Origin of the sequence: Thioalkalivibrio thiocyanodenitrificans ARhD 1, assembly GCF_000378965.1 — a bacterium.
In the GTDB taxonomy this organism is placed as follows: Bacteria; Pseudomonadota; Gammaproteobacteria; order Ectothiorhodospirales; family Ectothiorhodospiraceae; genus Thioalkalivibrio_A; species Thioalkalivibrio_A thiocyanodenitrificans.
The window spans coordinates 2,929,848-2,940,892 of the sequence record NZ_KB900536.1 but is presented as its reverse complement, the minus strand read 5'-3'; the positions used below and the strand labels follow the sequence as shown (position 1 = coordinate 2,940,892).

Here is an 11,045-nt window from a genome sequence, read left to right as displayed (position 1 = left end):
CGTGGCGAATCTCGGCGGCGAGGCAGCCTCGGATGCCCGGATCAAGCTCGTCCCGGCCTTAACCGTTGATACGCACTCACGCGCCAAACCGCCTGCGGAAAGTTCCGTTCGGACCCCGGGTAACATCCCGGATACACCGACCAACCTCCAGCGCGGGAAAAACGAGAAATGCGTCCCGGGCCGGTCATCCGCGATATCCCGCCGACCATCGGGATCGATTGTGATACCCCGCACAATATACCTTAGTATCCGCGAGGTATTCGGGTTCCGGGGGGTACCCGAAATCTTTTGACCGCACGACCTGTCGATAGCCAGGCTGAACCTATAACGATGATAAAAGCCAACGCCTTGCCCGCCGGACCCCACGGGGATCGGCCCGGGTCTCTGAGTCGCCGCCAACCGCGCATCTGCGCCCCGGCCGGCAGACGCGCATGATCACCGACGCACCGGATACCACGCTGACCATCGCGTTCCTGGGCCTCCCTGCGCGGGACCGGCAGTTGTTCGAGTCCTTCCTGGGCATCCTGGAGGGACGCGTCAACCTGCATCCGCGAATCTGCAAACCCGGGGAGCCCGTGGATGTGCTGGTGGTCGACGCCGACGTGCTGGCCACGGGGACGCCCCAACGGCTACCGCCCGCCCGGACTCTGGTGTGCTACGGGGACGGCCCGTCCCCGGGCGATATCGACTGCGTCACACTGGCCCGGCCGGTCCGGTTCTGGGACCTGCAAACCCTGCTTGCGTCCCTGAGCGGCACGCAGGAGCAGGGCAGCAAACCCGTGGCGAAGCCGGATACGCGCCCCGGCAGGCTGTATGACCTGCTGTCGGACTGCGACCGGTCCGCGGCCCTGACGATCGACTTCCGGGAATTCACGCTGATGACCGACCCGGGCCGCAACCGCTACTACTTTCCGGCACGGCTGGTCGATCTGGAGCCGATCTGCAGGGCGCCGGCAAGCGAGCTTCAGATCCGGCCCGCCACCGCCGCGGGGCTCGGCAACGCGGCCCGGACGCTGCAATCGGGACCGCTGGTGCGGCTCTGGTGGGAGGCGGCCATCTCGGGCAGCCAGGGAAAGCTGCCGGCACCCATGACCATTGAGACCCCGGTTTCCCTCCGGCGGTGGCCCGATCTGGGCGTCCTGCATTTCCGCGACCACTATCCCCTGCTCTGTGCCCAGATCGCGCGACGCCCGGTGTCTCCCGCAGCCATCTCTCAACGCACCAACGTGGCCATCAGCGACGTGGCCGCGTTCCTGAGCGCCTGCATGTTCTGCGGTTACCTGAATATTGAGGAGGAGCGGGCGGCGCATGCCCGTGACGGCGCGGGGCGCAAACCGGCGGACAAGGGCCTGTTCTCGAGGATCAGGAGACGCCTCGGGCTCGGATCCACGGCCGCAAACTGACCAGGCGGAGCAGAAACCGTTGTCCGAGATCAAGCTCATATTCACCGGCCCCCCGGGCGCGGGCAAGACCACCGCCATCGGGGCCATCAGCGAGATCCCCCCCGTGTCCACGGACGTGGATGCCACCGATGAACTCCTGTCCAGCAAGGACCACACCACGGCTGCCATGGATTTCGGCGAGGTCACCCTGGACGACGGCACCAAACTGCGCCTCTACGGCACGCCGGGCCAGCGCCGCTTCGCCCACATGTGGCAGATCCTGGTGCAGGGCGGGCTGGGCCTGATCATCCTTCTGGACAACAGTCGGCCCGCCCCGCTGGATGATCTCGAGATCTACCTGGACAACTTCGCGGATTTCATCGAACGCACGGGTGTGGTGATCGCAGTGACCCGTGCCGATCACCCGGATGGGCCGCCGATCGAGGACTTCCAGGACTACCTGGAACAACGGGGGCTGGTCTACCCGGTCCTCACCGCGGACATACGCCGGGAGACCGACGTGCTCATGCTGCTCAATGTGCTCCTGTCCAACCTGGAATTCGCCTAGTCATGACCCGCAGAGGATCTCCATGCCCGAAACGCTGACGCTGCCCGACGATTTCCGACGAGTCTGCGAGGAAACGCTCGCGCGGGTGATGGAACGCACGCAGGGGGCCTATGGCGCGGTGCTGGCCACCATTGACGGTCATGCGGTGCTCAGCGTCACCCATCGCGATCTGCCCAGCGACCGCATTGCCGCCATGACCAGCTCGCTGCTCGCCCTGGGCGAGACAATCGCGCGTGAAGCCCAGCAGCGAAAATGCAGATTTGTCATCGTGGAAAACAGCGACGGCTACGTCGTCACGCTCAGGATTACCGCCAAACTGACGCTGAGCACCTTCAGCGGCAACGAAGCCAACCTCGGGATGCTCCTCAGCGCAAGCCGCAACGCGGCCGAGTCCATCGGCAAGGCCATCCCTCAACGCACCCACCCAAAATAACAGGGGACCTGGTCCCACCAACCGAAGGAGAGTAACGTCAATGGCAAGCCTAAACGATCTGTGCAATGAAATGGTGAAGGATGTTCCGGATGCGCTTGGCGCCGCCGTGGTCGACCTGGATTCCGGTCTGCTGCTGAGCGTCGCGCACAATGTCCCCTACTTCACCCAGAGTTATCTGGACGCGGTAGCCGCAGCCGCGGTGGACATGTTCCGCGGCAAGACCATCTCGAGCGTGGAATCCCTGCTCGCGGACCAGCGCGGCGAGCCGGAGCCTCGCCGCCTGATCCAGGAGGTTCAGATGGCAACGGAGAAGACCTACCACTTCATGTCCATCGTCCCTGAGAAGCCCAGCGCGCTGATGGTGCTCATCACCGGCCGCAAGGCCAACCTGGGCATGGGGTGGAGCGCCGTGCGCGGCGCCCTTCCCAAGGTCGCCGCCCTCTGCCCCTGAGATCGGCGCCCGCCGCCCCCGGGGCCGCAACGGCCCCGGGGGCGGCTATTTACCGCATCACCGGCCGCGCAGCAGTCTCTCCGACAACGCGCCCGGGAACCCCCCGGCCTCCATGTCCCGCAACACAGGATCGGGATCGTAGCCCAGGCGCATCAACTCGAGCCTGCGTGTCTTCGGTGCCCAGACCGCGAACTCCGCCCCCGGGACACCGCTCCTGGGCTGACCGACGGAACCGGGACAGACCAGAACGCCGTCGTACCTGGAAAGATCAAGCGTGTGCGCCTCTGCCTGACCCCGCACATTGCCCCGCGCGTAGTACACGCCGCGCATGTGTGTATGCCCGTGAAAACACGCCGACAGTTGTCGCTCCGCCAATACCGCCAGGTTCTCCTCGTAGGTCTGCCGATAGACATAACCGTTGAAGAATGACTTGTCCCGCGGTGCCCCATGCACCGCCAGCCAACGATCACCACGCAGGTACAGGGGAAGGCGCGCCAGCCAGGCGCGGTGACGCTCCGGCAGACGCCGTCTCGTCCAGTCGATGGCCCAACGGGCATTTGCGGAGAAACCCCGTCCGGTCACGCCGGAGGCCACGGCGTGATCGTGGTTGCCCATCACGACGTGAAACCCGCTCGCCGCCAACTGCTCGATGCAGGCCTCGGGATGCGGACCGTAGCCGACGATGTCTCCCAGCACGACTCCCCTGCGCAGGCCCAGCCTCTTCAACTCACCAAGCACGCACTCGAGGGCCGGCAGATTGGAATGAACATCGGCCAGAACCGCCCAGGGTTCACCGTCCCCGTCCAGGGACGCGGCATCGGCAGGCGGAGGCGGCAACCGGTCCACGCCCGGGTCATGGGCCTGGCCAATACCCGCCGCCTCGCGGTAGGCCTGATCCAGGGCACCGACAAACCCCTCTGCCCTGCGACGCTGCGCATTGTTTGCAAAGAACAGTCCGCGCATCTCCTCGGCGATGACCCGCAACCAGTGCTCATCCCCGAAATGGCTCATCACGCGTGCCGCCAGGGCCTTGCCCAGATCGTCGATCACGGGATCCATCAGCCGGGGGTACTGGCGAAACAGCACCCCGATCAACTGCGTCAGGGAGATGAAACGGTCCCAGCGGTAGGTATCGTCGTCCAGGTAGTAGAGCCTTCCGTCCCCGTCGAGGCCGAAGTTGGACAACCCCTCGTCCAGCCTCAACGCCGTGCGCTCGGCCACCCGCAGATACAGATCCCACACCGCATCCAGATGCCCAATGACCCGTTGTCCGTCCAGATCCTCGAGGGCCCTGTGCAGCGGCTCCAGCCTGGGCGCGGCATTGCCCGCTACGAGCACGCCATCGGTCTCAAGCAGAAACCATGTCTTGCAGGGATGATGGGCGTCGAGTTCCCTTTCCCGCGTCAGGGTCCGATCCACCCATCGCCGCATGTCCCTGGGTGAGAACTTCACCTCGGTGCGCAGCTTGACCACTGTCGATGCCGTGGCGAAGATCCGGGTAACCGGCCGGCCCGTGAACCGTTCCCCGTGCACCAGATCAAGCGGGCCGGCCGACAGGGCGGCGCGAATGTCCTCCCCGGCAATCCCTTCACGGCCATCGACAGCCCCGATGATCTCGATCATTCCCAACGCGTGTTTGTCCATGCCCCTGCCCCATGCGTCCCTTGTTTGAGTCACTACCCCCTGGCGGGATACGTCAATGGCGCAACCGATACCACGCCAGCCCCAGATATTCATGGAGCGCCTGCCCGGTATACCACAATGCCGACGGCTGCGGCAGGAAGTCCGTGAACCTCATCCGGACGGGGTCGCCGCTGACGCGGCGCGTGGGGAACGGGGTGACCGTGAGGCCCGCGCGACGGAAGCTCCAGGCCGCCCGGGGCATGTGCAGGGCATGGGAAACCAGCAACACATGATCGATGCCCTCCGGGCGCAGCATGCGCGCACTGAACAGGGCGTTCTCCATGGTGTTCCGGCCCTGTTCCTCATGCCAGCGCACGCTGACACCCAGCTCATCCTCCAGCACACCGGCCATCAATCGTGCCTCACTCTCCGGCTCCCCGCCGCCCACCCGGCCGCCGCTGACCAGCAGCGGCAGGCCGGTCCGGCGATGCAGACGCGCGCCGTAACGCAGGCGCTCCAGCGAGGCGGCGTTGACGGTCCCGCCGCCGTACTCCGGGGCATGGGCGTAGCGGCCGCCGGCCAGGACCACGATGGCCTGCGCCCCGGCAGGAACCGGCGGGTCGATCCGGTAGGGGCGCTCGAGCCCGCCGAGCAGCCAACCGGCGAAGACGGGCGTCGCCGCCACATACAGCCAGGCAGCACCCGCGAAGGCGAGCATCCGGCCGAGGGGCAGACGCCACAGCACCAAACCCAGCAGCATCAGGATGAACCCGCTGGCCGGCGGCATGATCAGCAGCTCCAGGATCGTCGGCACAAGGCCTCCTGTATACTGGTCGGGATCCAATCGCCCGGCACGCAGTATAGCGACGCACGGTCCCCTCCATCGACCACCCGGGGCATGCCATGGACTTGCGTATCAGACAGGAATTGACAAGGCTGGCCGAGACCTCGGCGCCAGATTCCGTGATGGTGATCTGCACCGACGGCAACGACCTCGCCGACGAGATACAGGCCCGGCTGCCGCGGACACCGCTCACACGGCTGCCCACGGACACGGTCGGCGACGGCATGTCGGGGCTGACGCGCCATGAACTGGTGCTGGTACCGGACGCCCTGGGCCGGCTGTCCCGTGAGGACGCCACGCACCTGATTGCCTCTCTGCGCGATCTCTACAGCGAGAGCCTCTACGTGCTGCTTCCCCGGGGAGAAGCCGGCGACTGGACCGAACAGGACCTCGTGGCACTCGGTCTGGAGCGCGTTCGCAGCTATGCCGGCCCGGCAGGCACCAGCCATCTGTTTCGCTTCAATCTGAAGGATTACAAGAAGACGCCCGACTGGCTCAACCCGCGCCATTGGGCGAATCCGGAGATGTGGGACAAGGCCCGTTGGTGAGGCGACGGGCCGAATGGCCCGTCGCCTCACCAACGGGCCAGTAGCAAGTCTCAAGTGGCAAGTGGCAAGTGGCAAGGAAGATCAAGGGACTTTCCTGCTCTCCGTCAGGGCGGGGGCCGGAGGGGCAGTGGTGTTCCTTGCCACTTGCCACTTGAGACTTGCCACTGCCCTTAACCTTGTCTGGTCACGTCGCACAGACGCCTCATCTCCTCCGGCACATTGTCCGGACACTCTCCGCACAATTCGTTGCCCGGCAGGGAAAAATCGATCTTGCGCGGATAGGGCAGGTCCATCTCCTCCATGATCTGCACGAACTCCTCCAGGGTCTTGCCACCCCCCAGGCGGGGATTGCGCATCTTCTCCTGCCCGATGGTGGTGATCTGACGCGACTCGTAATCGTGGGCCGGATAGACCAGGGTCTCATCGGGCAAGGAGAAGAACTTATCGTGGATGGACCGGTACAGGGTCCGGGCATCTCCGGACTGAAAATCCGTGCGCCCGCAGGCCTCGATAAGCAGGGCGTCCCCCGAGAACAGCAGGTTGAGTCCGCGGTGCTCCAGCAGGAAGGCGTGGTGGGTATCCGTATGGCCTGGGGTGAACAGCGGATTCAGCGTGATGGTGCCGATGCGAAACGGCTCGCCTTCGCGCACGCCGATATCGCGGCAGGGCAGTTCGTCCATGGCGGGGCCGGCGATCCGGCATCCGCTCAGGGCCTTGAGCTTGAGCGCACCAGTGATGTGGTCCGCATGGATATGGGTCTCCAGCGCGCATGTGAGCGTCAGACCCATTTCCTGCACCACGGAAAGATCACGCTCCACGGTCTCGACCACGGGATCCACCAGCGCGCATTCGCCGCTCTCCGGGCAGGCCAGGAGATAGGTATAGGTGGACGATTCGGGTTCGAACAGTTGCCTGAAGTGCATCCGGGCACCTCCTTCGGGGTTTGACTGGTTGAATGGTCACGCTCCGCCGTCGCCGGGGACCGTCCGTCGGGACAGGACGGCATCGCGCTTGCCGATCTCCCCGCGCCTGCCAATAATCATGACAGGGCCAGCGGATTTCACAAAATGTCATCACTGAAACAAAGGCTTGCGGAACACGGCTTCGTCTCGGACGAGGATTTCGGCTACCCGCTCCAGTGCCTGCTCTCCGCCCCGGTGGAGCATCTGCGCTGCCTCAACCTGGAGGGCGACAGCGGTGACCGTCGCCGCACCGCTTTTGCCTACGCGCTGGGGCATGCCCTGGGTCACGAGCACGTGCTGTACCATGAATTCACCGACCCGCCGCCTCCGCCGCCCGTGCGCATCGAGCCTGTGGAGGAAACCGACAAGGCGCCCGGAGAGCCGCCGGCCGACGCGCTGGACCGTATCATGGCGGAGGCCTGTGCCCTGAGCGAAGGGGAACCCACGTTCCTGATCCTGGACCAGTTGCACCAGGCGCGCTTTCAGATCCACATCCGCCTGGCCGAATTCATTCGTGACGGTGTCTGGCGTTACGGGGAACTGGCGCTCAAGGGGCACCGGCGCAACCTGCTGGTGGTCCTGATCTCGGATGAACCGATCTACCATACGCTCAAGCTCATGGCCTTCAGCCTGTGGCTGGGCAGACACGAGCCTTGTGACCAGGCAGTCACGCCCGGGATGCTGGGCCTCGCCGACAATGCCCGCCCCATGCTGGATGCATTGAAGGCCGTGTTCGACACGCTGGACGTCCATCCCACCCTGGAAGAGTACCGCCGCGTGGTGCATGACCTTCACGTGAACGTGAACACGTTGGCGGAGTTGCGCCAGTCCATCTACGGCTGGGTCGAGGGCGTGGACCGCACCCATCTGATGTCCGCCTATCTGGACCAGGTGATGGGAAGTCAGTGGCCGGTGTTTCGCGCCTACCTGGGCCTCTCGCCGGAGCCGGAACCCGTCCCGCCCTGGCGCCGCATCGGCGACGCCGGCTGACGGATGCCGGCGCAATCGTTATCATGGGCGCCCCATTGAGCAACACACGGAACAGGCCAGCCCATGAGTCCCGAACAGGTCCAGGAACTGATCAGCAGGAACATGCCCGGCGCCCAGGTCCGGGTGACCGGCGGCGACGGCAAATTCGAAGCCACGGTGGTGAGCGACGAGTTCGAAGGACTCGACTCGGATAACGTCCGCGCCAGGCTGCAGGCCCGCATGAAGGCCGAGCAGCAGGTCTACGCCACGGTGTCAGCGGAGATTGCCAGCGGCGCCGTCCACGCCCTCACAATCCGGCCCTTCACCCCCGCCCAGTGGCAGGCCCAGGGCGGGGCATAGCCTGCCGGCCCGGGGGCTGTGGCATCAGCGCCCGGGCGACCTCTGAAGACTAAAGATAAATACCGGGGGCATGGGCCCCCGGTAGACACACAGACGCCTTACTGGCCCCGCCGGGGCACGTACAGGCCGCTGTCCTGAGCGGCGTAGTAGGCCGCCAGATCGCGCAGGTCCCGGTCCGACAGATCCTTGACGATATCGGCCATGATGGGATTCGGCCGATCGCCGGACTTGTAACCTCGCAGTGAATGCAGCAGGTAACTCTCGTACTGGCCCCCGATGCGCGGAAAGGCGGGCGCGGGGCTGTTGCCGTCGGCGCCATGACAGGCGATGCAGGCCTCGGCCTTGGACTCCCCGGCACGGGGGTCCCCGGCCAGCGCGTGGCTTGAAGCGAACGCGAGTGCGGCGGCGGAGAACAGGGTCAACATGATCTTCATTTTCTAATCCTCGATCTGGTCGGCCGCCTCAACGCGGCGCATTGGCAAAAAACGCGGCGATGTCCAGCATGTCCTGTTCGCTCATGTCGGCCGACTGGGCCCGCATGGTGGGATGCTGGCGCTGGCCTGCCTGATAGGCCCGCAGCGCGTCGACCAGATACTCGGCATGTTGCCCGCCGATCTTGGGTACATGGTACGTGGGGTAGACGTTTTTGTAGCTCGGAATGCCGTGACAACCCAGGCAGGTATCCGCCTTCAACTGACCCGCCGCCGGATCACCTGCCATGACCCCCCCTGAGAACAGGGCGGCGGCACCCAACGCAAGAACGCCCAAACGATGCTTCATGTTTTCCTCCCGATCGGTTATGAGATACAGATTTCCGAGATCTACTTATTGATTTTGTTTAATTTCCACCCATTATTATTCTTATGATACCTATACCGAGCCCCGCGCGTATAGTCACCCCGAAGAGGTTTTCTTGACCGATTCCGCCGCCAGTCCCGCCCTTCCACCCCCGATCCTGCGCCTGAACGCATCGTTGAGGCAGGCGCTCGCCGTGCTGATCGGGCGATATGGCATGACACTGTGCGAGCATTCCGTCACCGCGGCGCTGCCGGGCTCCTACTGGGGGGCGCCCGAAGCGGGTCTGCAGGGCTGCCGGCTGCACATCAGTCCCGATACCCCGTTGCACTCCGCCCTGCACGAGGCCTGTCACTACCTGTGCATGGACCCGCAACGCCGTGCCTGCCTGGACACGGACGCGGGCGGGGACGATCTGGAGGAGTGCGCCGTGTGCTTCCTGCAGATCCTGCTGGCGGACGAACTGCCCGGCGTGGGCCGCGAACGGCTCATGGAGGACATGGACGCCTGGGGCTACAGTTTCCGCCTGGGCAGTGCCCGTGACTGGTTCTACAAGGATGCCGGGGATGCCCGGGCCTGGCTCGAAGCCCATGGGCTGATCGATGATGCCATGCGGCCCACATGGGCGCTTCGCCACGATGACACACCGCGCGGCACAGCCGGACCACGGCCGTGCCCCGCACACGGGCAACCACAGACCACTCCATCCATCCACAGCACAAGGAGCCGGACCCCATGAAGTTCGAGACCCTGGCCATCCATGCGGGCTACAGCCCGGACCCCACCACCAAGGCCGTGGCGGTACCCATCTACCAGACCACGTCCTACGCCTTCGACAATACCCAGCACGGCGCCGATCTGTTCGATCTGAAGGTACAGGGCAACATCTACACGCGCATCATGAACCCCACCAATGACGTGCTGGAGCAGCGGGTGGCGGCCCTGGAGGGGGGCGTGGGCGCACTGGCGCTGGCATCCGGCATGGCGGCGGTCACCAATTCGATCATGACCATTGCCCAGGCGGGGGACAACATCGTCACCACCAGCACGCTCTACGGCGGGACCTACAACCTGTTTGCCCATACCTTCCCGCGCTACGGTATCGATGTGCGCTTCGCGCCGCCCGGCGATCTGGAGGCCATGAAGACCCTGATGGACGACGACACCCGGGCGGTATTCTGCGAATCCGTGGGCAACCCGGCGGGCAATGTCGCGGACCTGCGGGCCATGGCGGATCTGGCCCACGCTCACGGCGTGCCGCTGATCGTGGACAACACCGTGCCGAGTCCGTACCTGTGCCGGCCGTTCGAGCATGGCGCTGACATCGTGGTACACGCGCTCACCAAGTACATGGGCGGCCACGGCACCACCATCGGCGGCGTGATCGTGGATTCCGGCGAATTCCCCTGGGCCGAGCACGCCGAGCGCTTCCGCGGCCTGTGCGAGCCCGACCCGTCCTATCATGGCGTGGTCTACACGGAGGCACTCGGGGCCGCCGCCTACATCGGCCGGGCACGGGTCGTGCCGCTGCGCAACATGGGTGCGGCCATCTCGCCGTTCAACAGCTTCCTGATCCTCCAGGGCATCGAAACGCTTGCGGTGCGCATGGATCGCCACTGCGAGAACGCGCTGGCCGTGGCCGAGTTCCTCAAGGCCCGGAAGGGCGTGCGCTGGGTCAGTTACGCGGGCCTGCCGGATCACCCGGATCACGAGCATGCCAGGCGCTACATGGACGGGCGTCCCGCCAGCATCCTGTCCTTCGGCATCGAGGGTGGACGGGAGGCCGGCGCGCGCTTCATCGACGCGCTGCAACTGGCCACCCGGCTCGTCAATATCGGCGACGCCAAGACGCTCGCATGCCACCCGGCCACCACCACCCACCGTCAGCTTTCGGCGGAGGAACTGGCCACGGCAGGGGTATCCGAGGACATGGTGCGCCTGTCCGTGGGCATCGAGCACATCGACGACATCCTCGAGGACATCACCCAGGCACTGGCCGCCGCCCGCTGACGACCGGCATGCCGGCCCGGCATTGGGATCGGGGCATCGCTGTGCGACAATTGCGCAACGGGCCCCGGTTTCCATACGGCCCGGCCGGCGCATCGCGGAC

The 11,045-nt window shown here is 65.5% G+C and carries 14 protein-coding genes; 9 read left to right on the top strand and 5 right to left on the bottom strand.

From position 1 onward, the window contains the following. The first annotated feature begins 431 nt into the window (after positions 1-431). Genes THITHI_RS0113860 through THITHI_RS0113845 form a run of 4 tightly spaced genes read left to right on the top strand, consistent with a single transcriptional unit; the run spans position 432 to position 2,834 of the window. Complete coding sequence (locus THITHI_RS0113860) at positions 432-1,403, top strand: hypothetical protein (protein ID WP_018233710.1); 972 nt, start codon at positions 432-434, stop codon at positions 1,401-1,403. A 19-nt stretch (positions 1,404-1,422) separates the two neighbouring features. After that, entirely contained in the window at positions 1,423-1,950 is a 528-nt protein-coding gene (locus THITHI_RS0113855) for a GTP-binding protein (protein WP_018233709.1), read from the top strand. Positions 1,951-1,972: 22 nt separating this feature from the next. Further along, complete coding sequence (locus THITHI_RS0113850) at positions 1,973-2,383, top strand: roadblock/LC7 domain-containing protein (RefSeq protein WP_018233708.1); 411 nt, start codon at positions 1,973-1,975, stop codon at positions 2,381-2,383. Positions 2,384-2,423: 40 nt separating this feature from the next. Then, positions 2,424-2,834: a hypothetical protein gene (locus tag THITHI_RS0113845; protein ID WP_018233707.1), complete on the top strand. Its 411-nt coding sequence runs from the start codon at positions 2,424-2,426 to the stop codon at positions 2,832-2,834. A 57-nt stretch (positions 2,835-2,891) separates the two neighbouring features. Here the strand turns inward: THITHI_RS0113845 and THITHI_RS0113840 are convergent, their stop codons facing one another. Beyond that, the gene (locus THITHI_RS0113840) at positions 2,892-4,478 is read right to left on the bottom strand and encodes a metallophosphoesterase family protein (protein WP_198005614.1); all 1,587 of its coding nucleotides are present in this window, start codon (positions 4,476-4,478) and stop codon (positions 2,892-2,894) included. A 52-nt stretch (positions 4,479-4,530) separates the two neighbouring features. After that, positions 4,531-5,271 carry a YdcF family protein gene (locus THITHI_RS0113835; RefSeq protein ID WP_018233705.1) on the bottom strand — a complete coding sequence of 247 codons (741 nt, stop codon included), beginning with the start codon at positions 5,269-5,271 and terminating at the stop codon, positions 4,531-4,533. 89 nt (positions 5,272-5,360) lie between these two features. Here THITHI_RS0113835 and THITHI_RS0113830 point away from each other — a divergent pair, with 89 nt between their 5' ends. Continuing rightward, positions 5,361-5,849 carry a DUF6231 family protein gene (locus THITHI_RS0113830; RefSeq protein WP_018233704.1) on the top strand — a complete coding sequence of 163 codons (489 nt, stop codon included), beginning with the start codon at positions 5,361-5,363 and terminating at the stop codon, positions 5,847-5,849. A gap of 170 nt (positions 5,850-6,019) precedes the next feature. On the opposite strand, the gene THITHI_RS0113825 is transcribed toward THITHI_RS0113830, so the two are convergent. Next, positions 6,020-6,772 (bottom strand): MBL fold metallo-hydrolase, encoded by a 753-nt coding sequence (locus THITHI_RS0113825; RefSeq protein WP_018233703.1) that lies wholly within the window; start codon positions 6,770-6,772, stop codon positions 6,020-6,022. A gap of 144 nt (positions 6,773-6,916) precedes the next feature. Between THITHI_RS0113825 and THITHI_RS0113820 the strand changes: the two genes are divergently transcribed. Together THITHI_RS0113820 and THITHI_RS0113815 are read left to right on the top strand one after the other, a co-directional pair. After that, positions 6,917-7,801 carry a hypothetical protein gene (locus THITHI_RS0113820; protein WP_018233702.1) on the top strand — a complete coding sequence of 295 codons (885 nt, stop codon included), beginning with the start codon at positions 6,917-6,919 and terminating at the stop codon, positions 7,799-7,801. Between the two features lie 63 nt (positions 7,802-7,864). Continuing rightward, positions 7,865-8,140: a BolA family protein gene (locus THITHI_RS0113815; RefSeq protein WP_018233701.1), complete on the top strand. Its 276-nt coding sequence runs from the start codon at positions 7,865-7,867 to the stop codon at positions 8,138-8,140. Positions 8,141-8,238: 98 nt separating this feature from the next. Here the strand turns inward: THITHI_RS0113815 and THITHI_RS0113810 are convergent, their stop codons facing one another. Then, positions 8,239-8,574, bottom strand: a complete 336-nt coding sequence (locus THITHI_RS0113810) for a c-type cytochrome (RefSeq protein ID WP_018233700.1) — start codon at positions 8,572-8,574, stop codon at positions 8,239-8,241. Between the two features lie 28 nt (positions 8,575-8,602). Continuing rightward, positions 8,603-8,920 carry a c-type cytochrome gene (locus tag THITHI_RS0113805; protein ID WP_018233699.1) on the bottom strand — a complete coding sequence of 106 codons (318 nt, stop codon included), beginning with the start codon at positions 8,918-8,920 and terminating at the stop codon, positions 8,603-8,605. Between the two features lie 172 nt (positions 8,921-9,092). On the opposite strand from THITHI_RS0113805, the gene THITHI_RS0113800 reads away from it, so the two are divergent. Next, entirely contained in the window at positions 9,093-9,674 is a 582-nt protein-coding gene (locus THITHI_RS0113800) for a hypothetical protein (RefSeq protein WP_083908782.1), read from the top strand. After that, a complete protein-coding gene (locus THITHI_RS0113795; RefSeq protein WP_018233697.1) occupies positions 9,671-10,945 on the top strand; it encodes a bifunctional O-acetylhomoserine aminocarboxypropyltransferase/cysteine synthase in 1,275 nt (424 codons plus the stop codon). The genes THITHI_RS0113800 and THITHI_RS0113795 overlap by 4 nt, the downstream gene beginning before the upstream one ends. The last annotated feature ends 100 nt before the right edge of the window (positions 10,946-11,045 follow it).

Bases quoted from the DNA above. Each gene is read 5' to 3' on its own strand.
- THITHI_RS0113860 (WP_018233710.1), top strand. From the start codon at position 432: ATGATCACCGACGCACCGGATACCACGCTGACCATCGCGTTCCTGGGC.
- THITHI_RS0113850 (WP_018233708.1), top strand. From the start codon at position 1,973: ATGCCCGAAACGCTGACGCTGCCCGACGATTTCCGACGAGTCTGCGAG.
- THITHI_RS0113845 (WP_018233707.1), top strand. From the start codon at position 2,424: ATGGCAAGCCTAAACGATCTGTGCAATGAAATGGTGAAGGATGTTCCG.
- THITHI_RS0113840 (WP_198005614.1), bottom strand. From the start codon at position 4,478: ATGGACAAACACGCGTTGGGAATGATCGAGATCATCGGGGCTGTCGAT.
- THITHI_RS0113830 (WP_018233704.1), top strand. From the start codon at position 5,361: ATGGACTTGCGTATCAGACAGGAATTGACAAGGCTGGCCGAGACCTCG.
- THITHI_RS0113825 (WP_018233703.1), bottom strand. From the start codon at position 6,772: ATGCACTTCAGGCAACTGTTCGAACCCGAATCGTCCACCTATACCTAT.
- THITHI_RS0113820 (WP_018233702.1), top strand. From the start codon at position 6,917: ATGTCATCACTGAAACAAAGGCTTGCGGAACACGGCTTCGTCTCGGAC.
- THITHI_RS0113815 (WP_018233701.1), top strand. From the start codon at position 7,865: ATGAGTCCCGAACAGGTCCAGGAACTGATCAGCAGGAACATGCCCGGC.
- THITHI_RS0113810 (WP_018233700.1), bottom strand. From the start codon at position 8,574: ATGAAGATCATGTTGACCCTGTTCTCCGCCGCCGCACTCGCGTTCGCT.
- THITHI_RS0113805 (WP_018233699.1), bottom strand. From the start codon at position 8,920: ATGAAGCATCGTTTGGGCGTTCTTGCGTTGGGTGCCGCCGCCCTGTTC.
- THITHI_RS0113795 (WP_018233697.1), top strand. From the start codon at position 9,671: ATGAAGTTCGAGACCCTGGCCATCCATGCGGGCTACAGCCCGGACCCC.